Here is a 22975-nt window from a genome sequence, read left to right as displayed (position 1 = left end):
CCGAAACTGCAAAACTGTTTGCGAATCGTTCTCAGTATCGCAGATCCTGTGTGCATGGAGAACTCATGGGATGTCATCGTCGCCGGCGGCGGGCCCGCCGGCCTCTCGGCCGCGCTCATGCTCGGCAGGGCGCGCAGGCGCGTGCTCGTCGTCGACGCGGGCCGGGGTCGGAACCGCTTCGCCGAGCACATGCACGGAGTGCTCGGCGCCGAGGGGATGCCGCCCGCCGAGTTCCGCGAGCGGGGTCGCGCAGAGGCGGCGGCGTACGGAGTCGAGTTCGCCGACGCCGAGATCGCGTCGGTCGATCGGACGGACGGCGGGCTGCGCGCCGAGCTGTCGAGCGGTGAGCTGCTCTCCGCTCGCGCGCTGATCGTCGCGACGGGGCTGACCGACCGCCTCCCCGAGATCCCCGGCCTCGCCGAGCGCTGGGGGCGGACGGTGCTGCACTGCCCCTACTGCCACGGCTGGGAGGTCCGCGGCGAGCGCCTCGCGGTGCTCGCGACCTCGCCGCTCAGCATGCACCAGGCGGAGATGATCCGGCAATGGAGCGACCGGCTGACGGTGTTCACGGAGGGGCTCGGCGACCTGTCCGACGAGACGAAGGCGCGGCTGCGCTCGCGGGGCCTGCGGCTGGAGGACTCGGCCGTCGTCGAGGTGCGAGGCGACGGCGATGCCATCTCGTCCGTCGCGCTGGCGGACGGGCAGGAGGTCGCGGTCGACGCGATCTTCACGTTCGCCGACGCCCTGCCGCACGACGGCTTCCTGGCACCGCTCGGGCTGGAGCGTCGCGACACCCCGCTCGGCTCGTTCCTCGCCGTCGACGAGATGGGCCGCACGAGCGATGAGCGCGTGTGGGCCGCCGGGAACGTCGTGAACCCCGGCGCGAACGTGCCGAAGTCGATGGGCGACGGCTCGTTCGCCGGCGCGGCCGTGAACGGCGCGCTCGTCGGGTGGGAGTTCGACGAGGCGGCGGGAGGCACGTGGCCGCAGGTCGCCTCCGCCGAGCTGTGGGAGGAGCGCTACGCGGAGGCGGACAGGGTGTGGTCGCACTCCGCGAACGCCGTGCTCGCCGATGTCGCCGCGGGCCTCGAACCAGGCACGGCGCTGGACCTCGGCAGCGGCGAGGGCGCCGACGTCATCTGGCTCGCGCAGCACGGCTGGCACGCGACCGGCGTCGACATCTCCCCGACGGCGGCCGGACGCGCCGCGGAGGCCGCGGAGGCCGCGGGCGTCGCGGCCGGTGCGGTGTTCGTCGCGGGCGACGTGCGGGACCAACCGGACGGGGCGTTCGACCTCGTCACATCGAGCTTCCTGCACTCGCCGGCCGAGATCCCGCGCGAGGACCTGCTGCGCGAGGCGGCGAACAAGGTGGCGCCCGGTGGGCACCTGCTGATCACGTCGCACGCCGGCGCGCCGACCTGGGCGCCTGCGCACGCCGGCCACCACACCTTCCTGCCGCCGGCGGAGGAGCACGCCCGCCTCGGCCTCGACGCGGCCGAATGGGAGCTCGTGCTCTGCGAGACCCGCGAGCGCGAGCTCACGTCGCCCGCCGGCGAGGCGGGCACGGTCGACGACGGCGTTCTGCTCATCCGGCGCCGCTGAGGCGCGGGCGCGGCGTCGTGGGGGAGGCCCAGGCTCGCCCGCATAGGCTGGGGGCATGACTTCTGGCGTGCTCCTCGTCGACAAGCCGCAGGGCGTGACCAGTCACGACGTCGTCGCCCGCACGCGGCGCGCGTTCGGCACCCGCAAGGTCGGGCACGCCGGCACGCTCGACCCGATGGCGACGGGGCTGCTGCTCATCGGCATCGACGGGGCGACCCGCCTGCTGACGTACCTGGTCGGGCTCGGCAAGACCTACGAGGCGACCATTCGGCTGGGGGAGTCGACCGACTCCGACGACGCCGACGGCGAGATCACCGGCAGGGCCGCCCCGGATGCCGTGGCGGCCCTGGGCGACGACGCGATCGACGCGGGCATCGCGCAGCTGACGGGCGACATCGAGCAGGTGCCGAGCGCCGTGTCGGCGATCAAGGTCGACGGGCGCAGGGCCTATGACCGCGTGCGCGCGGGGGAGCAGGTCGAGCTGAAGGCCAGGTCGGTCACGGTCTCGCGGTTCGAGCGGCTCGCGACCCGACGCCTCGACGGGGCCGTCGAGCTCGACGTCGCCGTCGACTGCTCGTCCGGCACTTACATCCGGGCCCTCGCGCGCGACCTCGGCGCAGGCCTCGGCGTCGGCGGGCACCTCACCCGGCTGCGCCGCACGCGGGTCGGCGAGTTCGACGTCGCCGACGCCGTGTCGGCCGACGGGCTCGACGGGGCGGAGCCGATGGCGCCCGCCGACGTCGCCGCGCGCGCCGTCGGGAGCATCGAGGTCACGGCAGAGCAGGCGCGCGACCTGCGCCACGGCAAGCGTCTCGAGGGCCTCGCACACCTCGTGCCAGAGACGAACGCGGCCGCGGTCGACCCGTCCGGCGCTCTCGTCGGAATCGTCGAGAAGCGCGGCTCCGCGCTGAAGTCGGCCATGAACATGCCGGAGAACGCATGATCACCTGGTACACGATCGCCGTCATCGCGCTCGCCTGCGTCGTCGGCGTGCTCTGCCTCGCGCTCGGCTTCGCCGGCCGCCGCCCGAGCGACCTCTCCGTCGGCTCGATGGCGCTGCTCGGGCTCGCCCTGATCGCGCAGGTCGTGATCGCGATCATCGCGCCGTTCGCGGGCAACCCTCCCGCCGGCGACCTCCTCGAGTTCTGGATGTACCTGATCTCGGCGGTGCTTCTGCCGATCGCCGCGATCGTCTGGGTCTTCGCCGACCGCACCAGGTGGAGCGTCGTCGCGATGGGAGTCGTGGCTCTCGCGCTGGCGGTCATGGTGTGGCGCATGAGCGTGATCTGGACGGTCGGCTGACGGCGTCGTCACCGCCTTCGCCCGCGCCGCCGTCACGCCCCGGAGCTCGGGCGGGCCCTCAGCCAGCGCTCGTAGACTGGGTCCGCTATGACCGAATCAGCTCCCCGCCGCCGTATCGGCGGTCTCGGCACCGTCCTCGTCTGGGTGTACGGCATCCTCGCCCTCGCGGCGACGGGGCGTTCCGCCTCGCAGATCATCACGCGCTTCTCCGAGGCGCCGCTGCCGTACCTGCTCTCGGCGCTCGCCGCCGTCGTCTACATCCTCGCGACGATCGCGCTCATCGCCTCGTCGAGCGCAGCGTGGTACCGCATCGCCTGGATCGCGGTCTCGTTCGAGCTGGTCGGCGTGCTCGTCGTCGGCACTCTGAGCTTCCTCCCGGCCGCCGCCGGCCTGTTCCATGCGGAGGACACCGTGTGGACGCACTACGGCTCCGGCTACTTCTGGATCCCGCTCGTGCTGCCGTTCCTCGGCATGTGGTGGCTCGCGAAGCACCGCCCGGCGCTCGTGGCGGCCGCGGCATGAACCTGTTCCGCAGCGTCGAGGACGTCCCGGACGACTTCGGCGAGTCGATCGTCGCGATCGGCAAGTTCGACGGCGTGCACCAGGGGCACAGGGCGATCATCGACAGGATGATGGTGGCTTCCGCCGCAGGCGACCGCCGCACGGTCGCCGTGACCTTCGACCGCAACCCGCTCGCGGTCCTCGCCCCGGAGAAGTGCCCCCGCCCGCTGGTCGGCAATCGCCAGAAGGCCGCGCTGCTCGCCGCCACCGGCATCGACGCGACGCTGATGCTCACGTTCGACAGGGCGCTCGCCGGCGAGGACGCGGAGCACTTCGCGGTCAGGGTGCTCGTCGACGCGCTGCGCGCGCGGCGCGTGCTCGTCGGCCGCGACTTCCGCTTCGGGGCGCGCGGCGCCGGCGACGTCGCGCTGCTCGAGCGGCTCGGCGCCGAGCACGGCTTCGTGGTCGACGTGATCGACGACATCGCCAGCTCCGAGGACGGCCGCCGCGTGTCGTCGACCTGGGTCCGCGAGCTGCTGACATCCGGCGACGTCGCCAGAGCGGCGAAGCTGCTCGGCCGCGCGCCGTCCGTCTCGGGCGAGGTCGTGCACGGCCACAAGCGGGGGCGCGAGCTCGGCTTCCCGACCGCGAACCTCTCGGGCGAGACGGAGGGGTTCGTCCCCGCCGACGGCGTCTACGCCGGCTGGCTCGTCGCGCGGCGCCCCGACGGCGCCGCGGAATCGGAAGCCGCGGGGGTCAGGGGCGCGAGCCGCGCGCTGGGGGCGGTGCGCTACCCCGCGGCGATCTCGGTCGGAGCGAACCCGACGTTCGACGACGTCGAGCAGTCGCTCGTCGAGGCGTATGTGCTGGACGAGACCGATCTCGACCTGTACGGCATGCGCGTCGACGTCGAGTTCGCCGATCGGCTCCGCGGCATGGTCGCCTTCGAGGGCATCGACGCGCTCGTCGAGACGATGCACCAGGACGTCGCGCGCACCCGCGAGCTGCTCGGTCGCGCCTGAGCCCGCGCCAGGGCGCGCGGCTCAGTACGAGCCGGCGTCCTCCGCGGCCGATGCCGCGGCGCCCGCCGCCCGCGCGTCGGCCTCCGCGAGGATCGTCGCCGCCGCAGACGTGCCGAGCCGGCTCGCGCCCGCGTCGAGCATCGCGATCGCGGCGTCGAGGCCGCGCACACCGCCCGAGGCCTTGACCTGCACAGCCTCGGAGACGGTCGCGCGCATGAGCTCGATGTGCTCGACCGTCGCACCGCCGCCGGCGAAGCCCGTCGACGTCTTCACGAAGGTCGCGCCCGCCTCCTCCGCGAGGCGGCAGCCCCTCGCGATCTGCTCGTCGTCGAGGAGGCTCGTCTCGAGGATGACCTTCGTGACGGCGCCGCCCGCCGCGTGCACGACGGCCGCGATGTCCTCGCGGACGGCGTCGTCGAGCGTGCCGGAGCGGAGCTGGCCGATGTTGACGACCATGTCGAACTCGCTCGCGCCGTCCTCGGCGGCGCGGCGCACCTCCGCGACCTTCGCCGCGGTGGAGGTCGTGCCGTGCGGGAAGCCGATCACGGTGCCGACTCGCACGCGCGAGGCCTCGAGCCGCTCGCACGCGTACGCGACGTCGCTGGGCCGGACGCAGACGCTCCACACGTTCCACTCGGCGGCCACGGCGAGCTCGCGATCGACGTCCTCGCGGGTGAACTCGGGCTTGAGGATGGCGTGGTCGATCGTCGCGGCGATCTCCGCCTCGGAATAGGTGCGCGTCATGCTCCCAATCCTACGGCGGGAGCCCGCCCGCCGGCGGGCCCGGTCGGCGCCCGCCGGCGGGCCGCATCGGGCAGGAGACTCACATCATGTCTGCGGGGCGGAAGCAGGCGGGGTGGGGTAGAGTTGACGCGCAGCCCGCGCGTGTCCGTTCGTGCGATCCGCGGGCCGCATCGACGCCCAGGCGGCGACGAGCCCGGATCCATCCGGGCTGAACCGCCGCGCAGCCGGGCTCGGACAATCGGTCATCCAGGGGCGGCATCGCCGCTGGAATCGACGCTCAGGAGGAGCATGCCGACTACGGCACCAGCGCGGAAGCGCAAGAAGTCCTCGTCCGCACGCCGCGATGACGAGGCCCCGATCATCCCGATCCTGGCGCGAAAGGTGCGCGAGGTCGAGGCGAAGGCCCAGAAGAACCGGCTCGGCCCGACGAACCGCACCAAGTTCCAGGTGATCGCCTTCTTGGTGCGCGAGGAGCGCGCGAGGGTGAAGGAGTCGCCCGAGTTCACCGATTCGGCGCGCGCCGAGCTGCTGAAGCGCCTCGACGGCGTCGCGACCATCCTCGCCAAGACGGCCGCGCGCGACACGTCGCTGATCCAGCTGCTCGAAGCGGACCAGGCCGCGAGCCCGGTCGCGCAGCGGCTGCGGCGGGACTGGCTGCTCGAATCGGGTGCGGAGCTCGCGCCCGAGGAGCTGATCATCGCCGATGCGAAGCCGGCCGTCGCGGAGCCCGTCGTTCCGAGGGCGGCCGCCGAGCGCGCCGTCGTGCCCGAGCAGATCGAGTCGCGTCGCGAGTCGAACCCGTTCCTCGAGCCCGATCTGACGCCGCGGGCCGAGGCGCCGCACCGCAGTCGGCTCGACGACTGGGAGCTGATGGGGCCGCTCTACAAGGCGTTCGAGCTCGGCGCGGGCGGCGGTTCCGCCGTCATGCCGCTGCCGCCGGTGCCGGAGTTCGACAGGGTCTCGCCCCGCGGCCTCGACGTCATGGTGCACCAGTCCCGCTTCCTCGAGTCCGTGCGCGGCGGTCACCGCACGTTCCTGCTCGCCGACGAGCCCGGCCTCGGCAAGACGGCGCAGTCGCTCCTCGCGGCATCGGTCGCCGATGCCTACCCGCTCGTCGTCGTCGTGCCCAACGTCGTCAAGATGAACTGGGCGCGCGAGGCCGAGCGGTGGACGCCGCAGCGGCGTGCGACGGTCATCTCCGGCGATGGCAAAGACGTCGACGCGTTCGCCGACGTCTTCATCGTCAACTACGAGATCCTCGATCGGCACCTCGGCTGGCTCGCGACGATCGGGCTGCGCGGCATGGTCGTCGATGAGGCGCACTTCATCAAGAACCTCTCGTCGCAGCGCTCGCAGAACGTGCTCGCGCTCGCCGACCGCGTGCGCGAGACGACCCCGGGCGGAGACCCGCTGCTGATGGCGCTCACGGGTACGCCCCTGATCAACGACGTCGAGGACTTCGACGCGATCTGGCGGTTCCTGGGCTGGGCGAACGGCGTGAAGCCGGGCCCCGAGCTGATGGCGCGCCTCGACGAGACGGGCCTGACGCCCGCCGACAAGGGCTTCTACCCAGAAGCGCGCAGCGCCGTGATCGACATGGGCATCGTCCGCCGCCGCAAGAAGGACGTCGCGAAGGACCTGCCGGACAAGCTCATCGCCGACATGCCCGTGCAGCTCGACGACGAGTTCGGCCGCGGCATCCGCGACGCGGAGCGCAAGCTCGCCGGGCGCCTGGCGGAGCGCTACGGCCGCATCATCGAGGCACGCGGCGAACGGGGCCTGAAGCCAGGCGAGATCGATGAGGACATCGTGCGCCTCGTCGCGCAGGGCGAGCTCGAAGAGGCGAGGGCCGCCGGCACCGACGGGGACAACGTCTTCTCGATGGTCCGCCGCATCGGTCAGGCCAAGGCGGGCCTCGCCGCCGACTACGCCGCCCAGCTGCAGCGCTCGGTCGGCAAGGTCGTCTACTTCGCGAAGCACATCGACGTCATGGACCAGGCGGAGGCGCATTTCCGCGCCAACGAGATCCGGGCCGTGTCGATCAGGGGCGATCAGACGACGGCGGCCCGTCAGTCGGCCATCGACGCGTTCACGAACGACCCCGACGTCGGCATCATCGTGTGCTCGCTCACGGCCGCCGGCGTCGGCGTCAACCTGCAGGCCGCCTCGAACGTCGTGCTGGCGGAGCTCAGCTGGACGGCCGCCGAGCAGACGCAGGCGATCGACCGCGTGCACCGCATCGGCCAGGACGAGCCGGTCACGGCGTGGCGCATCATCGCGGCGCACACCCTCGACACGAAGATCGCCGAGCTGATCGACCAGAAGGAGGGGCTCGCGGCGCGCGCCCTCGACGGCGCGCAGACCGATGAGCAGGCCGTCGAGTCGGTTCAGCTCGCGGCCCTCATGCACGTGCTCCGTGAGGAGCTGCGCGGCGCCTGACGGGCCGGAGCCGGCGCGCCGCCCGCGCGGTCGACGCGCGGCGGCGCGCGGCCCGTCGGAGTCGCGCGCCCGCCGGCGCGGCATCGACCACGGGGGCACAGCGCTGGGCGCTAGCCTGGACGCATGAAGATCGGAATCCTCACATCCGGCGGCGACTGCCCCGGTCTCAACGCCGTCATCCGCGGCGCCGTGCTCAAGGGCATGGACCACCACGACATCGAGTTCATCGGCATTCGCGACGGCTGGCGCGGCCTCGTCGACGGAGACTTCTTCCCCCTGACGAGGGGCGAGGTCAAGGGCCTGTCGAAGGTCGGCGGCACGATCCTCGGCACGAGCCGCACCAACCCGTACGAGGGTGAGCGGGGCGGCCCCGAGAACATTGCGAAGACGATGTACGGCCACCATCTCGACGGCATCATCGCGATCGGAGGCGAGGGAACGCTGGCGGCGGCCCAGCGGCTCTCGAACGACGGCATCAACGTGCTGGGCGTGCCGAAGACGATCGACAACGACCTGCGTGCGACGGACTACTCCTTCGGCTTCGACACGGCCGTGAACATCGCGACCGAGGCGATGGATCGCCTGCGCACGACGGGCGACTCGCACAAGCGCTGCATGGTCGCCGAGGTCATGGGGCGCCACGTCGGCTGGATCGCCCTGCACTCCGGTATGGCGGCCGGCGCTCACATCATCTGCATCCCCGAGGTGCCGCTGTCGATCGAGGAGATCTGCGCCAAGGTCGAGTCGGCCGCCGAGCGCGGCCGGGCCCCGCTGGTCGTCGTCGCCGAGGGCTTCAAGCTCAAGGGTCAGGACGAGGCGTACAGCGACAAGGGCCTCGACGCGTTCAACCGCCCGCGCCTCGGCGGCATCGGCGAGATCCTCGCCCCCGAGATCGAGCGCATCACCGGGATCGAGACGCGCTCGACCGTTCTCGGCCACATCCAGCGCGGCGGTGCGCCCAGCGGTTTCGACAGGGTGCTCGCGACGCGCCTCGGTCTGCACGCCGTCGACGCCATCGTCGAGGGCGCCTGGGGTCAGATGGTCGCCATGCAGGGAACGGAGATCGTGCGGGTCCCGTTCTCGGAGGCGCTCGGCGAGCTCAACACGGTGCCGCTCGAGCGGTACGAGGGCGCCGCGGCGCTGTTCGGCTGACGCACGTCACGAGAGGCGGCGCGCCCCGTGCGGGGGCGCGCCGCTTCTGCGTCGTCAGAGCACGGCGAGGGTCGTCGCGCGCCAGCGCCGGTCGATTCCCTCGAGCCGGATGGCAACGGCGCGCGAGCGCACAGGCATGTCGATCACGACGACGGCCTCGGCGACGCCGTCGCCGGGGGAAGCGATGCGCACCGACTTCACGGCGTAGCTCGGGTGCTTCGCCGGCTGTCCGCGGGCGCTGCGGGCGCGGTGCGCGAGCCGCGCCCTGGCGACGAGGGCGAGGTAGGGCTTCTCCGTGAGCCACCTCGCCAGCTGCTCGGGTTCGCGGACGCCCGCGATGACCTCGACGGCGCCGCGCGCCAGGCTGTTCGCCAGCGGGGCGGGGTCGGGGAGCGCGCTGGTGGATGTGCGCTGCTCATCGAAGAACTCATGGATCTCGCGTGCGCGACGCACTCGGGGGCGCGCGGCGGGTACGGGGAGGGACATCGCTGGAACAGCCTCCTTGCTGTCACGCGGTTCCGAGAATCGTGGTCCTGGAACCTTGCCTGCGAAAAGCCCAGCACGGGCGCACATCGAGCGCACCAGGCAAATATGCCTGTGAGAATGCTGAGAGCGGCCGGCTGTGGACAGCCCCGGCGGCGATGCGGTCGATCCGATAGCCTCGGCCGCGTGCACTGGGAAAGCTTCTTCCAGGACCTCGAGGACCAGCTGGCCGCCGAGTGGGAGGCGGAGCGCGCCGCCCTCGATTCGGAGGCCGAGCGGCTGCGGGTGTCGCGGCTGACGCTGCGCGAGAGGCTCTCCGGCCTCGGCGCGCTCGCCGAGGACGTCCGGCTCGAGCTGTCCGACGGTTCCGCTCACGATGCGCGGATCGATTCGGTCGGTGCCGATTGGGTCGGCGCGCGCACCGCAGACGGCTCGCTCCTCATCGTCCGCGCCGATCGGATCTCCGCGATCGGCCTGCAGGGGCGGGCCGTCGTCGAGAGCGCCCGCGCGGGGGCGGCGCCCGCCGACCGCTTGGGCGAGCGCATCACCTTCGGCTTCGCCCTCCGCGACCTCGCCCGGCGGCGCGTACCCGTGATGGTCGGCACCGCATCGGGGCGGCTGGTCACGGGCACCTTCGACAGGGTCGCGTCGGACCATGCCGACCTCGCTGTGCACGACGGCGACGCGCCCCGACGCGCAGGGGAGGTGCGGGCCTTCCGGATCGTGCCGCTCACCGAACTCGTCTGGGTGCGGCCGGGCGCGGACTCCGATCGGGTCGGGTGACGGCCGGGCGCTACAGGGGAGAGGGGCCGCCCCACACCTCGGGGATGCTCGCGTTCTGCGACTCGCGCCACAGCGCTCGGCGGCGCGCATCCTCGGCGCGGTCGGCGAGGTACGCATCGACGCTCTCGGCGTCGATGCGCCACACGGCGGGGGAGCCGACGCGCACGGCGCTGATCCGGCCCTCGCGGCCGAGCTCCAGCACGGACTCGACCTCGAGCCCGAGCAGCTCCGCGACCTGGGAGGGCGTGAGGAAGCGCGCACGGGTCATGCCCCCCATTATCGAGCACCGTCCTCATCCGCGGGCACGGCACACGTGCCTGTGGACAGTTTCCGACGCCGCTCCGCGCGTTCTGGCACGCTGGCGGCCATGACGAAGCGAAGGGCCTTCTGGGCCGATGCGCGGTTCTCCATCGGCATCGGCATGATCATCGTGTCGGTCGTCGGAGTCTGGGCCGTCGTGACGGGAGCCAGGCAGACGTCTCCGGTCTTCGTCGCGCAGGGCACGATCGTCGCGGGCGAGGAGATCGCGCCGGGAGACGTCGCGGTCGTCGAGGCCCAGCTCGGTTCGGCCGCGGAGCGCTACCTCGGCGCCGCCGAACCGCTCGACGGGCTCGTCGCCCAGCGCACGATCGCGTCCGGTGAGCTGGTGCCGGCGTCGGCGCTCGGCGAAGCGACGGACACGACGACAGTGGTCGTCGACAGTGCGGCGGAGGTGCCGGCGTCGGTGACGACGGGGACGCCCGTCGAGCTCTGGTCGGCGCCGGCGACCGAGGACGGCTTCGATGCGCCGCGCATCCTGGTGCCCGACGCCGTGGTGGGCGCCGTGACGCGCGACGAATCGGTCATGGCGGCGAGGGGCGCGAGCATCGAGCTGGTCGTCGGCCGCGCCGACGTCGCGGACGTCCTCGGCGCGATCTCGTCGGGTGCCGCCCTGTCCGTCGTCCCGTCCGGCGGCGCCCGATGACCGCCGGACTCGCCCTGATCGTCGCCGTTCCGGAGCCGCACGGCGAACGGCTCACCCGCGAGCTCGAGGACGACGGCGCCGAGATCGTCGCCGTCCTCGCGCCCCCGGCGCTCGCCGCGGGCCTGCGCGGGGCAGCTTCGCGGCTGCGCGAGGCGCTCGCCGAGGCCGACGCGATCGTCGTCGCGGCCTCCCGCGACGCCCTCACGGCCGAGCTCGTCTCGGCGTGCGACCGGCACGGCGTGCGGATCGTGCCGCTGGCCTCGCGCGGCGGCGAACGGCGCTGGGCGTCGTCGTTCGGCCTGCGGGATGCGCTGGAACTCGACGTCGAGGGCTGGCGGGTCGCGGATGCCGCGAGGGAAGCGTTCGCCTCTCGGACCGGGCGGGACGACGGCCGCGTGATCACGGTGTGGGGAACCCACGGCGCGCCGGGTCGGTCGATGATCGCGGCGGAACTGGCCGTCGAGCTCGCGCGCGACTCGGGCAGGGCCGCGCTCGTCGACGCCGACACGCACGCGCCGTCCCTGGCGGCGGCGCTCGGCCTCCCCGAGGACAGCCCCGGCATCGCCGCAGCGGCGCGCAGGGCGGGGTCGGGCGCGCTCGACGCCGCGGAGCTGACCCGGATCAGCGCGCCGCTCGAATCGAGCGCCGTCGACGTGCTGACGGGCCTGAACCGGCCGTCGCGGTGGCCGGAGCTGACGGGGGAGCGCGTGCACGGCGTGCTCGCCGCCTGCCGAGGCTGGGCGGATCACGTCGTCGTCGACACGGCGGCCTCGATCGAGCGCGACGAGGAGATCGTGAGCGACCTCGACGGCCCTCGCCGCAACGCGGCGGCTCTCGCGGCGCTGGCCGAGGGCGACGCCGTCGTCGCCGTCACGAGCGCCGACCCCGTCAGCATCGCGCGGTTCCTGCGCGCCCACGCCGAGCTGCGCGCCCACGTCGGCGCCGTCCCCGTGCACGTCGTCGCGAACCGGGTCAGGGGCGGAGCCCTGGGGATCGATGCGCGCGGTCAGGTGCGCCGCACCCTGTCGCGGTACGCGGGGATCGATGACGTCTCGTTCGTCCCCTACGACATCCGGGCGGCCGACGCGGCTCTCCTCGCGGCGCGGCCCGTGGGCGAGGCCGCACCGCGCTCGCAGCTCTCACAGGCGGTCCGCCGCCTCGCGAAGCGGGTCAGCGGGGGAGTGCGGCCCGCGGAGCGCGACGCCGATGCGCCGGCGCTGTCCCGCCGCGAGGCGCGCCGCGCCGCGTAGCGCCCGGGCCGTGCGGAGCCGCGATGCGACGCGCTGCGGCGACGCGGTCGGTCGGGCGCTCAGCACCTGCATAGACTGTGGAAATGTCGACTCTCAGCGACCTCGTCTCGGCACAGGGCATCCAGAACGAATCCGATATCGCGTGGCTGCACCGCGTCGCGGGCGACGGACAGCTGTTCGCCGACCTCGCGTCGGCCGACGTCGTGCTCTGGGCGCCGACCGCCGACTCGTACATCGCGGTCGCGCACGCGCGGCCGAGCGGTGCCGCGACGCTGTTCTACCGCGACATCGTCGGTGAGAAGGTCCGCCCCCAGTGGCAGAAGCAGGTGCGCGATGCCGCCACGCGGCGCGAGATCGTCGACACCTCTTCGCCCGAGTGGTTCGAGGAGACTCCGACCAGGGTGCGGGCCGTGCCGGTCGTCCGCGCAGACGAGGACGAGCCCCATGTCGTCGGCGTGCTGACGCGCCACACGAACCTCGGCGAGGTGCGTCAGCCCTCGCGCCAGCAGATCACGTTCAACGACTGCGCCGACGCGATCTTCCGGATGATCGCCGAGGGCGCCTTCCCCGACCCGGATGCCCCGACGGGCGCCCGCCGCGGCGCGCCCCGCGCATCGGACGGGCTCGTGCGCCTCGAGGTCGACGGCACCATCTCGTTCGCGAGCCCCAACGCGCTCTCCGCGTTCAACAGACTCGGGTTCGCCGACGAGCTCGAGGGCGAGTCCCTCCCGGAGGTCACGGCGTCGCTCGTCGAGGCGTCCGCTGAGGTCGACGAGTCGCTCCCCGTCGTCGCGTCCGGTCGCGCGCCCTGGCGCACCGACGTGAGCGCGCGGGGCGTCACCGTCGCGCTGCGAACGATCCCGCTCACCGATCACGGCGAGCGCAGCGGCGCCATCGTCCTCTGCCGCGATGTCACGGAGCTGCGCAGCCAGGAGCAGGAGATCCTGACGAAGGACGCGACGATCCGCGAGATCCACCACCGCGTCAAGAACAACCTGCAGACCGTCGCATCGCTGCTGCGCATCCAGGCCAGGCGCACGCCGAGCGAAGAGGCGGCGGAGGCGCTCGGCCAGGCCATGCGCCGCGTCGCGTCGATCGCCGTCGTGCACGACACGCTCTCGGAGGGGCTCACACAGAACGTCGACTTCGACGTCGTGTTCGAACGCGTGCTCCGCCTCGTCGCGGAGGTCGCCGCATCGCCCAACACCCTGGCCAGGACGCACCTCACGGGCAGGTTCGGCGTGCTGCCGAGCAAGTACGCGACGCCCCTCGCGCTCGCGCTCACGGAGGTCGTCACGAACGCCGTCGAGCACGGGCTCAAGGACGCCGACGGCGAGGTCTCGATCACGACGGAGCGCAGCGACGAGCGGCTGTCCGTGCGCATCAAGGACAACGGTGTGGGGCTCGAGGGCGGCACCGTCGGCCGCGGCCTCGGCACGCAGATCGTCCGCACGCTCATCCAGGGCGAGCTCGGCGGCACGATCGAGTGGACCTCTCCGGACGAGGGCGGGACCGAGGTCATCGTCGAGATCCCGCTGCGCTGGATCGCCAAGTAGCGCGCCGCGAGCGTTCGCCTGCGCGAACCCGTTGGGCGCCGCAGAGCACACCGGAAGGCCCGCTCCCTCGAGAGCGGGCCTTCCGGTGTGCTTGTGGGCCGGTGTCAGCCGGCGCGGCGGGCGCGAGCGGCGCGGCGCTTCAGCGCGCGGCGCTCGTCCTCGCTGAGGCCGCCCCACACGCCCGAGTCCTGTCCGGTCTCGAGGGCGTACTGCAGGCAGACCTCGGTGACGGTGCAGCGGGCGCACACCGACTTGGCCTTGGCGATCTGGTCGACGGCCGGTCCGGTGTTCCCGACGGGGAAGAACAGTTCGGGGTCGACGGTGAGGCAGGCAGCCTTGTCGCGCCAGTCCATGGTGATGCTCCTTGGGGGGTGGTGGGATCGATCGGGTTCAGCGGGGACCAATTCGCCCGGTCTACGCTGGGAGATGTCGCGGGCGACGCCCGCTCCCACCACACTGTGGGGAAACATTCCGTTAACAAGTGTCATACAGCGTGACGGAATCGTCAATGGTTTTTTCTACCGGTCAGGAAACTCTTCGCCGATGAGCGCACCCGCACCCGCCCCGATCGTCCGGACCGCCGCCGCGCTGCTCGGCCTCGAGGCGCTCGCCCTCGCGGCGGTCGCGGTGTGGGAGCTCGCGGCCCTGTTCTCCGCCGGCGCCGGCTACCTCCCGACGGCGCTCGCGCTCATCGTGATGACGCTGATCGGGGTCGCCGGCCTCGCCGCTTTCTCGTGGGCGGTGCACACCGGGCGCTCGTGGGGCCGTTCGGGCGGCGTCGTCGCGCAGCTGCTCGTCATCGCCGTCGCGATCGGCACCGCGACGGGGGAGTTCGCCCATCCGCTGATCGCCGTCGCGATGGGGGTGCCGGCGGCGGCGACGCTCGTCGTGCTGTTCCTGGCCTCGCGCGCCGCGTCCGGCGACGCGTCGCCGCGCCGCTGATCGCCGGGCCGAGCGCGCGCACGTCTGTCCGCCGCGGGCGCCGCCGGGTGGCAGGATAGAGGTCATGTCCTTGCGCGTCGGAGTAGTCGGTGGCGGCCAGCTGGCCCGGATGATGATCGCACCCGCCGTGGAGCTCGGGATCGAGCTGCGCGTGCTGGCCGAGGCGGAGGGGATGTCGGCGGCGCTGGCGGCCACCGCCGTCGGCGACTACCGCGACCCGGACGCCGTGCTCGCGTTCGCGGAGGACGTCGACGTCATCACGTTCGACCACGAGCACGTGCCGCAGCCGGTCCTGCGGGCCATGGTCGACGCGGGCGTCGCCGTGCATCCCGGCCCCGATGCGCTTCAGTACGCCCAGGACAAGATCGTGATGCGCACGCGGCTCGCCGAGCTCGGCGTCCCACAGCCCGACTGGGCCGCGGTGCGCGATGCCGCCGAGCTGCAGGCGTTCCTCGATGACCACGGCGGCCGCGCGGTCGTGAAGACGCCGCGCGGCGGCTACGACGGCAAGGGCGTGCGCGTGGTGTCGGCGGCGAGCGAGGCCGACGACTGGTTCGCCGAGTTCTCCGGTGAACCGCTCCTGGTCGAGGAGCTCGTCGCCTTCCGCCGGGAGCTCGCGCAGCAGATCGCCCGGCGCCCGTCCGGCGGCATGGGCACGTACCCCGTCGTCGAGACGGTGCAGCGCGACGGCGTGTGCGCCGAGGTGTTCGCACCTGCGCCCGGGGCCTCCGCACGCACAGTCGAGCTGTCCGCGCGGATCGCGGCCGACATCGCCGCCGGCATCGGTGTGACGGGGATGCTCGCCGTCGAGCTCTTCGAGACCGTCGACGAGCGACTCCTCGTCAACGAGCTCGCGATGCGCCCGCACAACAGCGGCCACTGGACGCAGGACGGCGCCGTGACCAGCCAGTTCGAGCAGCATCTGCGGGCCGTGCTCGACCTTCCGCTCGGCGCGACCGAGACGGTCGACGCCGCGGCCGTGATGATCAACATCCTCGGTGGGCCGCAGGGTGAGGAGATCACCGACCGCATCGCGGCGGCCGCGGCGGAGCACCCGACCGCCAAGATCCACACCTACGGGAAGTCGCCGCGCCCCGGCCGCAAGGTGGGCCACATCAACGCGGTCTCCGACGAGCTCGACGACGCGGCGTACACGGCGCGGGCCGCCGCCGCGCTCTTCGACTGACGCGGCGGCACCGGGCGGGTCCTACTGCGCATCCGGCTCGGAGGAGCCGGGCCGGATGAGGCCCGATTCGTAGCACAGGATGACCAGCTGCGAGCGGTCTCGCGCGGGGAGCTTGGTCAGCAGCCGGCTCACGTAGGTGCGCGCCGTTGCGGGGCTGATGTGCAGGCTCGCGCCGATCGCATCGTTCGACTCGCCCAACCCGATCCGGAACAGCACCTCGCGCTCCCGATCGGTGAGGCCCGAGAGCAGTTCCGGCCGCGTCTCGGCAGGGGAATCGGCGGCGACGGCGCCCATCACGGTGCGGGTGATGGACGGAGACAGGAGCGCGTCTCCGTCGGCGACCGATCTGATGGCGCGGCGCAGGTCGTCCGGCGCGATGTCCTTGAGCAGGTATCCGGCCGCGCCGGCACGGATCGCCGAGAAGACGTCGTCCTCGTCGTCGAACGTCGTCAGCACGAGGACGCTGATCCCGTCGAGCTCGGGGTCGGCGAGGATGGCCCTGGTCGCCGCGATCCCGTCCTGCTGGGGCATGCGGATGTCCATGAGGACGACGTCGGGCCGGTGCCGCCGGACCGCACGGACACCGGAGGACCCGTTGTCGGCCTCTCCGACGACGCGGATGTCGCCGTCGTGCTCGGCCAGCATGCGCAGCCCGGTGCGGACGAGCTCCTGGTCGTCGACCAGGACCACGCGGATCACGTCAGCCTCGTCGGTATCTCGGCGTCGACGCGGAATCCCGCACCGTCCGGTGCCCCGGCCGTCAGCGTTCCGCCGAGCAGGCGGACCCGTTCCTCCATGCCCGCCAGGCCGGATCCGCCGCCGTCGGCGCCCGCCGGGCCGCGGCCATCGTCGGACACGCTGACGCGGAGGCGATCGCCCTCGACCCAGACGCGCACGCGCGCGCGTGCGGCCCCCGCGTGCCGGATCACGTTCGTCATCGATTCCTGGATCACCCGGTACGCCGCCGTGTCGACCGGCGCCGCGAGGTCGGACGGGACGACGCTGATCTCGGCCGCGACGTCGAGGCCGCTCGCCCTCGCGGCCTCCAGCAGCTCGGGCACGGCCGCCAGGGACGCGATCGCGGTGCGCTCCCCGTCGTCGCCGGATGCGGAGCGCAGGATGCGCACCATCGCCCTCAGCTCGCGAAGCGACCCCGTGCTCGCATCGCGGATGCGCGCGAAGGCGTCCCCGGCGGCACGATCGTCGGCGCCGACCGCTTCCGCGCCGACGCCGGCGTGCAGTGAGATGACCGACAGCGTGTGCCCGACGGTGTCATGCAGCTCGCGCGAGATGCGCTCGCGCTCCGCCTGCATCCTGGACTCCGCCTCGCGCTCGATGCGCTTGCCGTTGAGCCTGGCGATCTCGGCCTGCTGCTCCGAACGGATCCGGCGCGCACGGACGCCGTAGCCGAGAGCGATCCCCGCGGCGATGAGCGCGAGGTCCGACACCGCGTCGTAGACGACGAAACCGCTGAGCGGTGGTGCGGCGTCGCGCAGGCGGAAGTACAGCGACACGGCGAACACGACGGCGCCCGCCCCGACGGCCCAGCGGGTCACACCGACCTCGGCCGCGGAGAACAGCGCCGCGACGACCGGAAGAGCGACGCCGATCGGCGGAAGATCCAGGACGTAGTACCCGAAGGTGCCGAGGGCACTCACGATCAGGACGAGGACGGGAGCGCTCCGGCGCAGGAGGAGCACGGCGCCGAAACCGCACGCGAAGAGATATGCCAGAGGGGCGGGCTGCGCGGTCGCCGCTGCCTGCGACAGCGCGATGACGGCGGACAGCACGACGGCTGTGCCGGCGGCGAGCAGGCCGTCGACGACCGGTGACGCCGCGCGATCCGGCACCTCGGGCTCATCCGCTGCGGCCATGCCCTCAGCGTACGAGGAACCGGCGCCGCATCCCACCCGGCGCCGGCGACTCATGATGTCGATCGGCGACGTACGGCGACGACGTCGGAAGGCGACCCGGATCGAGACCGGGGTCCGATGACGCGGGGCGCGCCCGTTCGTAGCGTGGGAGGCATGACAGAGCACCACCATCACCCGAACGTTCCCCCGACCCGGCGCCGACTGCTCGGCCTGCCGCTCGCGGCCGTCTTCGCCCTCGCGCTGCTGGCCGTCCCCCGCGTCGTCCTCCACGACCTCGACATCCTCCACGAGGGCACGCCGGTCAACGCCGTCTTCGTGTTCGCGCCGCCGATCGTCTGGATCGTCGCGGTCCTCGTCGCGGGCGGGCGCCGCGCGTTCGCGACCGTGTTCGCGATCGGCCTGACCTCGGGCGTCCTCCTCGCGGTCGTGCACCAGCTGCTCTGGAGCACGGCGTTCGCGGGGAACCCTCCGCGCCTCGGCGGGAACCTCGCCGGCCTGGACCCAGCGGTGCAGGACATCGTCATCCGGCTGTTCTCCATCCCGTCCAGCCTCGTCACGGGCGCGCTCATCGGCGCGATCGCCGGCCTCATCGCCTGGGGTCTCAGCGCGATCGTCGGCCGCGCCCGCCGCGCGCGGTGAGGCCCGCCATGGGCCGTGCACCGGGGGCGCGGGCGCTGGCGCTCGCGCGCGCTGCGGGCGTCGGCCTGGCCGGCCTCGCAGGAGGCGCGCTGCTGGCGCTGTTCGTCCAGGACCTCCTGGCGGTCGCGCTCGTGCGAGCCGGGGCGAGCCCCGGCGGGGTCTCGGCGGTCTTCGCTCTCCTGATGCCGGTCGTCGCCGTGGCCTTCGCGGTCGCGGCGGTCGTCATCGACGCGCGGAGCGGTGCTGGCCGCGGGGGAGGACGGCGCGGGGCGAACCGGTCCGGCGACACGCGTCGGGAATAGCACGCGGCCGCTGACGTTAGACTCCTATGGCCGGGCCGCAGCAAACCCCGGGCTCCAACTTTTGCCGCTTCGAGCGGACCACGCGCCGAGAGGCGTTTTCTGCGGCCCGGTCTCCCGCGCCCTCACCGCCGCCCATGCGACGAGCGGCCGCGACCCTCCCGCCGCGGCACCCGCGCTCCTGACGCGACCTGCGGCGGCAGGACCGTCGTGCGCGTCAGATGAAGCGGCAGGGGCGTCCTTGTAGGGTCGGAGCATGACGCGCTTCGCCTTCCTGATCGACCCCGCGCCCGCCGACGCTGGGGCCGTCGACCTCGACGCCACGATCGCCCGGATCGATCCGGATCAGCCGGCGCTGAGCGTCGGCGACATGAGCGCGAACCGCGGCGACGGCGTCTTCGAATCCATCGGCGTCTTCGACGGCCGGGCGAAGCAGGTCGGCCCGCACCTCGACCGGCTCGCGAACTCGGCGCGCCTGCTCGACATGCCCGAGCCGAACCGCGCGCAGTGGCGCCGCGCCGTGGAGACGGCCGTCGCCGCCGTGCCGGACGAGGGCGAGTGGACGATCAAGCTGCTGATCAGTCGGGGAGTGCAGATCGGCGCCGTCGGCGCGCCGTCGAGCGGGCCGACGGCCTGGGTCACGGCCTCCCGCTCGGCCGACTACACGGCGCAGCGCACGGACGGCATCCGGGTCGTGTCGCTCGACAGGGGCTACGACTCGAACGCGGCCCAGCGCTCGCCCTGGCTGCTGCTGGGGGCGAAGACGCTGTCGTACGCCGTGAACATGGCAGCGGCGAGGGAGGCGCGCCGCCGGGGCGCGGACGAGGCGGTGTTCACCACGACGGACGGCTACCTCCTGGAGGCGCCGACGGCAAACCTCATCCTGCGCAGGGGCGACCAGTTCGTCACACCGGAGCCGACGGCGGGGCTGCTGCACGGGACGACGCAGCTCGAGGCGTTCGACTGGCTCGAGGACAGCGGATACCCGACGGGGTACGAGCACCTCCCGGCGGCGGCGCTCGCCGACGCCGACGCGGCCTGGTTCGTTTCATCCATCCGCCTCGCGGCCCCGATCTCGTCGATCGACGGGCGCGCGCTCCCCGTCGACCACGCGCTCACGGCGGCGCTGAACGACTACCTGCGCTCCTGACGGCCGGCCCGGCGCGCGTACGCAGAAGCCCCGTGCGCCGGAGCGCACGGGGCGGGGGAGGAACCGGCGGGCCCTGGTCCCCCCGAACACGGGGCCCGCCGGAGTCATAGGATCAGCCGAAGCGGCCCGAGACGTAGTCCTCGGTGGCCTGGACGCTGGGGCTGGTGAAGATCTTCGTGGTGTCGTCGAACTCGATCAGCTTGCCGGGCTTGCCGGTGCCGGCGATGTTGAAGAACGCCGTCTTGTCGCTGACGCGGCTCGCCTGCTGCATGTTGTGCGTGACGATGACCACGGTGTACTCGTTCTTGATCTCCTCGATCAGCTCCTCGATCGCGAAGGTCGAGATCGGGTCGAGGGCGCTGCACGGCTCGTCCATCAGGATGACCTCGGGCGAGACCGCGATCGCGCGCGCGATGCAGAGGCGCTGCTGCTGGCCGCCGGACAGGCCCGAGCCCGGCTTGTCCAGGCGGTCCTTGACCTCGTTCCAGAGGTTCGCGCCGCGCAGGGACTTCTCGACCAGGGCCTCCTGGTCGCTCTTGGCCATCCGGGAGTTGTTCAGCTTCACCCCGGCGAGCACGTTGTCGCGGATCGACATCGTGGGGAACGGGTTCGGGCGCTGGAACACCATGCCGACCTGGCGGCGCACGAGGACGGGGTCGACGCCGGGTCCGTAGAGGTCCTTGCCGTCGAGCAGGACCTTGCCCTCGACCCGGGCGCCGGGGATGACCTCGTGCATGCGGTTGAGCGTGCGCAGGAACGTCGACTTGCCGCAGCCGGACGGGCCGATGAAGGCCGTGACGCTGCGCGGCTGGATGTCGATCGAGACGCCCTCGACGGCTCGGAAGTCGCCGTAGTAGACGTTCAGATCGTTGACTTCGATGCTCTTGGACAACGTTTTTCCTTCTTATCGGGACTTCGGCGCGAAGAACTTCGCGATCAGGCGGGCGACGAGGTTGAGGACCATCACGATCAGGATGAGCGCGAGCGCGGCGCCCCAGGCGTTCGACACCGAGGCCTCAGGGGTCGTGCCCTGGTTCATGTACTCGTTGTACGCGAACACGGGCAGGGTCATCATCTGTCCGTCGAACAGGTTCAGGTTGAGCCCCATCGTCATACCGGCGGTGAGCAGGAGGGGAGCGGTCTCGCCGATCACGCGGGCGATCGCGAGCATGACGCTCGTGACGATTCCTGCGATCGACGTCGGCAGGACGACCTTGAGGATCGTCAGCCACTTCGGCACGCCGAGCGCGTACGAGGCCTCGCGCAGTTCGTTCGGAACGATGCGCAGGAGCTCCTCGCTGCCGCGCACGACGACGGGGATCATGAGCACGCTGAGCGCGAGCGAGCCCATGAAGCCCATCGAGATGCCCGGCCCGATCAGCAGCGCGAACACCGAGTAGATGAACAGACCGGCGACGATCGAGGGGATGCCCGTCATGACGTCGACGAAGAACGTGATCGCCTTGGCCGTCTTGCCGCCGTTGCCGTACTCGACGAGGTAGATCGAGGTCATCAGGCCGATCGGCACCGAGATGACGGTCGCCATCAGGGTGATCAGCAGCGTGCCCCACATGGCGTGGACGATGCCGCCGCCCTCGCCGACGACGTTGCGCATCGAGTAGGTGAAGAACTCGGCGTCGAACCGGACGATGCCGTCGGAGACGACCGTCCACAGCAGCGACACGAGGGGGAGGACGGCGAGCACGAAGGCGGTGCACACGAGACCCGTCATGAGGCGGTCCATCGCGTGCCTGCGGCTCTCGGCGACGAGCGAGAGCACGACGACGAAGGCGATGTAGAGCAGCATGCCGACGATGACGGCGCCGGCGAAGTTGAACGAGCCGAGGCCGTCGTTGCCGAGGGCGACGATCGCGAAGACGGCGAACGAGATGGCGAACGCGACGCCGACGACGGCCCAGATGGACCAGCCGGGGAGGCGGTTGGCCGTCAGGGAGACGGGTGCGCCCGAGGGCGCTGCGGTTGCGGTGGTCATGTCAGTTCGCTCCCGAGAACTCGGCGCGGCGGTTGACGATCCAGCGGGCCAGCGCGTTGACGGCGAAGGTCACGACGAACAGCACGAGGCCGGTCGCGATCAGGGCGTTGACGCCTTCGCCGTGGGCCTCGGGGAAGGCCAGCGCGATGTTGGCGGGGATCGGCGTCGGGTTGACGGAGGTGAGCAGTTCGAAGGTGACGACGCCGCTGACCGAGAGCACCATCGTCACGGCCATCGTCTCGCCGAGCGCGCGGCCGAGGCCGAGCATCGCGCCCGACACCATGCCGCCTCGGGCGAACGGCAGGACGGCCATCCGGATCATCTCCCAGCGGGTCGCGCCGAGCGCGAGCGCCGCTTCCTCGTGCAGGCGCGGCGCCTGCAGGAAGACCTCGCGGCAGATCGCGGTCATGACCGGCAGGATCATGACGGCGAGCACGAGCGCCGCCGTGAGGATGGTGCGACCGGTGGGGGAGACGACGCCGCCGAACAACGGGATCCAGCCGAGGTTGTCGTTCAGCCACACGAAGCCGGGCTGCAGCATAGGGGCGAACACGAGGCCGCCCCAGAGGCCGAAGACCACGGAGGGCACGGCGGCCAGGAGATCGATGACGTAGCCGAGAACGGCGGCGAGCCCGCGCGGCGCGTAGTGCGAGATGAACAGCGCGATGCCGATCGCGATGGGCGTCGCGACGATCAGGGCGAGGAACGACGACCACACGGTGCCGAAGATCAGCGGGCCGACGTACGACCAGAACGACTGCCCGTTCAGAATGTGGTTGCCGCTCGTGTCCGGCTTGAACGCCGGGATCGACTGCACGATCAGGAAGACGGCGACGGCCGCCAGCACGACCAGGATGATCCAGCCGGCGCCCAGGGCGGTGCCGGAGAACATCCGGTCGCCGAGGCGCTTCTTCGCCTTGATGGCGCCCTGCCTGTCGGGGGGTGTGGACGCGGGCGGCGCGGGGTCAGCCACGGGCGTCTGCTCGGACGTGGTCATGGGCTCCTGGTCCTGGTCGGTTGCTCTGTCGGGTGCGGTGATCGCGGCGGTGCCCCCGCGGCTCCGTGCGCCTCTCGGTCGCGCGGAGTTCGCGGGG

The 22975-nt window shown here is 72.3% G+C and carries 25 protein-coding genes; 16 read left to right on the top strand and 9 right to left on the bottom strand.

Going from position 1 to position 22975, the window contains the following annotated elements:
- Positions 1–54 precede the first annotated feature (54 nt).
- From C0010_RS13825 to C0010_RS13805, 5 genes are all read left to right on the top strand, one after another.
- Positions 55–1602 carry an SAM-dependent methyltransferase gene (locus tag C0010_RS13825; RefSeq protein ID WP_105567681.1) on the top strand — a complete coding sequence of 516 codons (1548 nt, stop codon included), beginning with the start codon at positions 55–57 and terminating at the stop codon, positions 1600–1602.
- A gap of 55 nt (positions 1603–1657) precedes the next feature.
- Positions 1658–2545 carry a tRNA pseudouridine(55) synthase TruB gene (gene truB / locus C0010_RS13820; protein WP_105567680.1) on the top strand — a complete coding sequence of 296 codons (888 nt, stop codon included), beginning with the start codon at positions 1658–1660 and terminating at the stop codon, positions 2543–2545.
- On the top strand, positions 2542–2904 hold the full coding sequence (locus tag C0010_RS13815) for a hypothetical protein (protein WP_105567679.1): 363 nt from the start codon (positions 2542–2544) through the stop codon (positions 2902–2904). The genes truB and C0010_RS13815 overlap by 4 nt, the downstream gene beginning before the upstream one ends.
- 87 nt (positions 2905–2991) lie before the next feature.
- Positions 2992–3426, top strand: a complete 435-nt coding sequence (locus C0010_RS13810) for a hypothetical protein (RefSeq protein ID WP_105567678.1) — start codon at positions 2992–2994, stop codon at positions 3424–3426.
- On the top strand, positions 3423–4427 hold the full coding sequence (locus C0010_RS13805; RefSeq protein ID WP_105567735.1) for a bifunctional riboflavin kinase/FAD synthetase: 1005 nt from the start codon (positions 3423–3425) through the stop codon (positions 4425–4427). The genes C0010_RS13810 and C0010_RS13805 overlap by 4 nt, the downstream gene beginning before the upstream one ends.
- 21 nt (positions 4428–4448) lie before the next feature.
- Here the strand turns inward: C0010_RS13805 and deoC are convergent, their stop codons facing one another.
- Positions 4449–5171 (bottom strand): deoxyribose-phosphate aldolase, encoded by a 723-nt coding sequence (gene deoC / locus C0010_RS13800; protein WP_105567677.1) that lies wholly within the window; start codon positions 5169–5171, stop codon positions 4449–4451.
- 288 nt (positions 5172–5459) lie between these two features.
- Between deoC and C0010_RS13795 the strand changes: the two genes are divergently transcribed.
- Together C0010_RS13795 and C0010_RS13790 are read left to right on the top strand one after the other, a co-directional pair.
- A complete protein-coding gene (locus tag C0010_RS13795; RefSeq protein ID WP_105567676.1) occupies positions 5460–7610 on the top strand; it encodes a DEAD/DEAH box helicase in 2151 nt (716 codons plus the stop codon).
- Positions 7611–7733: 123 nt separating this feature from the next.
- Entirely contained in the window at positions 7734–8762 is a 1029-nt protein-coding gene (locus C0010_RS13790; protein ID WP_105567675.1) for a 6-phosphofructokinase, read from the top strand.
- Between the two features lie 54 nt (positions 8763–8816).
- Here C0010_RS13790 and C0010_RS13785 read toward each other — a convergent pair whose 3' ends face one another.
- The gene (locus C0010_RS13785) at positions 8817–9248 is read right to left on the bottom strand and encodes an Rv3235 family protein (protein WP_105567674.1); all 432 of its coding nucleotides are present in this window, start codon (positions 9246–9248) and stop codon (positions 8817–8819) included.
- A 183-nt stretch (positions 9249–9431) separates the two neighbouring features.
- Between C0010_RS13785 and C0010_RS13780 the strand changes: the two genes are divergently transcribed.
- Complete coding sequence (locus C0010_RS13780) at positions 9432–10028, top strand: hypothetical protein (RefSeq protein ID WP_105567673.1); 597 nt, start codon at positions 9432–9434, stop codon at positions 10026–10028.
- A gap of 10 nt (positions 10029–10038) precedes the next feature.
- On the opposite strand, the gene C0010_RS13775 is transcribed toward C0010_RS13780, so the two are convergent.
- A complete protein-coding gene (locus tag C0010_RS13775) occupies positions 10039–10296 on the bottom strand; it encodes a helix-turn-helix domain-containing protein (RefSeq protein WP_105567672.1) in 258 nt (85 codons plus the stop codon).
- A 99-nt stretch (positions 10297–10395) separates the two neighbouring features.
- Between C0010_RS13775 and C0010_RS13770 the strand changes: the two genes are divergently transcribed.
- The 3 genes from C0010_RS13770 (at position 10396) to C0010_RS13760 (ending at position 13798) form a co-directional block, all read left to right on the top strand.
- Complete coding sequence (locus tag C0010_RS13770) at positions 10396–10992, top strand: SAF domain-containing protein (RefSeq protein WP_105567671.1); 597 nt, start codon at positions 10396–10398, stop codon at positions 10990–10992.
- Positions 10989–12242 carry an AAA family ATPase gene (locus C0010_RS13765; protein WP_105567670.1) on the top strand — a complete coding sequence of 418 codons (1254 nt, stop codon included), beginning with the start codon at positions 10989–10991 and terminating at the stop codon, positions 12240–12242. Before C0010_RS13770 ends, C0010_RS13765 begins: the two co-directional genes overlap by 4 nt.
- A gap of 83 nt (positions 12243–12325) precedes the next feature.
- Positions 12326–13798 carry a sensor histidine kinase gene (locus tag C0010_RS13760; RefSeq protein ID WP_105567669.1) on the top strand — a complete coding sequence of 491 codons (1473 nt, stop codon included), beginning with the start codon at positions 12326–12328 and terminating at the stop codon, positions 13796–13798.
- Between the two features lie 104 nt (positions 13799–13902).
- Here C0010_RS13760 and C0010_RS13755 read toward each other — a convergent pair whose 3' ends face one another.
- Positions 13903–14151: a WhiB family transcriptional regulator gene (locus tag C0010_RS13755; RefSeq protein ID WP_105567668.1), complete on the bottom strand. Its 249-nt coding sequence runs from the start codon at positions 14149–14151 to the stop codon at positions 13903–13905.
- Positions 14152–14341: 190 nt separating this feature from the next.
- Here C0010_RS13755 and C0010_RS13750 point away from each other — a divergent pair, with 190 nt between their 5' ends.
- Both C0010_RS13750 and C0010_RS13745 read left to right on the top strand, forming a co-directional pair.
- Positions 14342–14740 (top strand): histidine kinase, encoded by a 399-nt coding sequence (locus C0010_RS13750; protein ID WP_105567667.1) that lies wholly within the window; start codon positions 14342–14344, stop codon positions 14738–14740.
- A 64-nt stretch (positions 14741–14804) separates the two neighbouring features.
- Entirely contained in the window at positions 14805–15926 is a 1122-nt protein-coding gene (locus tag C0010_RS13745; RefSeq protein WP_105567666.1) for a 5-(carboxyamino)imidazole ribonucleotide synthase, read from the top strand.
- Positions 15927–15947: 21 nt separating this feature from the next.
- Here C0010_RS13745 and C0010_RS13740 read toward each other — a convergent pair whose 3' ends face one another.
- A complete protein-coding gene (locus C0010_RS13740) occupies positions 15948–16625 on the bottom strand; it encodes a response regulator (RefSeq protein WP_105567665.1) in 678 nt (225 codons plus the stop codon).
- Positions 16622–17800 (bottom strand): sensor histidine kinase, encoded by a 1179-nt coding sequence (locus C0010_RS13735; RefSeq protein WP_158685521.1) that lies wholly within the window; start codon positions 17798–17800, stop codon positions 16622–16624. The genes C0010_RS13740 and C0010_RS13735 overlap by 4 nt, the downstream gene beginning before the upstream one ends.
- A gap of 153 nt (positions 17801–17953) precedes the next feature.
- Between C0010_RS13735 and C0010_RS13730 the strand changes: the two genes are divergently transcribed.
- The 3 genes from C0010_RS13730 to C0010_RS13720 all read left to right on the top strand — a co-directional run bounded on the left by C0010_RS13730 (position 17954) and on the right by C0010_RS13720 (position 19888).
- Positions 17954–18439: a hypothetical protein gene (locus C0010_RS13730; protein ID WP_105567663.1), complete on the top strand. Its 486-nt coding sequence runs from the start codon at positions 17954–17956 to the stop codon at positions 18437–18439.
- A gap of 8 nt (positions 18440–18447) precedes the next feature.
- Positions 18448–18741 (top strand): hypothetical protein, encoded by a 294-nt coding sequence (locus C0010_RS13725; protein ID WP_105567662.1) that lies wholly within the window; start codon positions 18448–18450, stop codon positions 18739–18741.
- Between the two features lie 253 nt (positions 18742–18994).
- A complete protein-coding gene (locus tag C0010_RS13720) occupies positions 18995–19888 on the top strand; it encodes an aminodeoxychorismate lyase (RefSeq protein WP_105567661.1) in 894 nt (297 codons plus the stop codon).
- A gap of 112 nt (positions 19889–20000) precedes the next feature.
- Here the strand turns inward: C0010_RS13720 and pstB are convergent, their stop codons facing one another.
- From pstB to pstC, 3 genes are read right to left on the bottom strand one after another with little or no spacing between them, the layout of a single operon-like run.
- Entirely contained in the window at positions 20001–20780 is a 780-nt protein-coding gene (pstB, locus tag C0010_RS13715; protein ID WP_105567660.1) for a phosphate ABC transporter ATP-binding protein PstB, read from the bottom strand.
- Between the two features lie 12 nt (positions 20781–20792).
- Complete coding sequence (gene pstA / locus C0010_RS13710; RefSeq protein ID WP_105567659.1) at positions 20793–21881, bottom strand: phosphate ABC transporter permease PstA; 1089 nt, start codon at positions 21879–21881, stop codon at positions 20793–20795.
- Between the two features lies 1 nt (position 21882).
- Entirely contained in the window at positions 21883–22878 is a 996-nt protein-coding gene (gene pstC / locus C0010_RS13705) for a phosphate ABC transporter permease subunit PstC (RefSeq protein WP_105567658.1), read from the bottom strand.
- Positions 22879–22975: the final 97 nt, after the last annotated feature.

The sequence above is a fragment of the Microbacterium halophytorum genome (assembly GCF_002970975.1).
Taxonomy (GTDB): domain Bacteria; phylum Actinomycetota; class Actinomycetes; order Actinomycetales; family Microbacteriaceae; genus Microbacterium; species Microbacterium halophytorum.
Note: the sequence above shows the minus strand (reverse complement) of the source record. Positions and strands in the feature narration are given on the sequence as shown.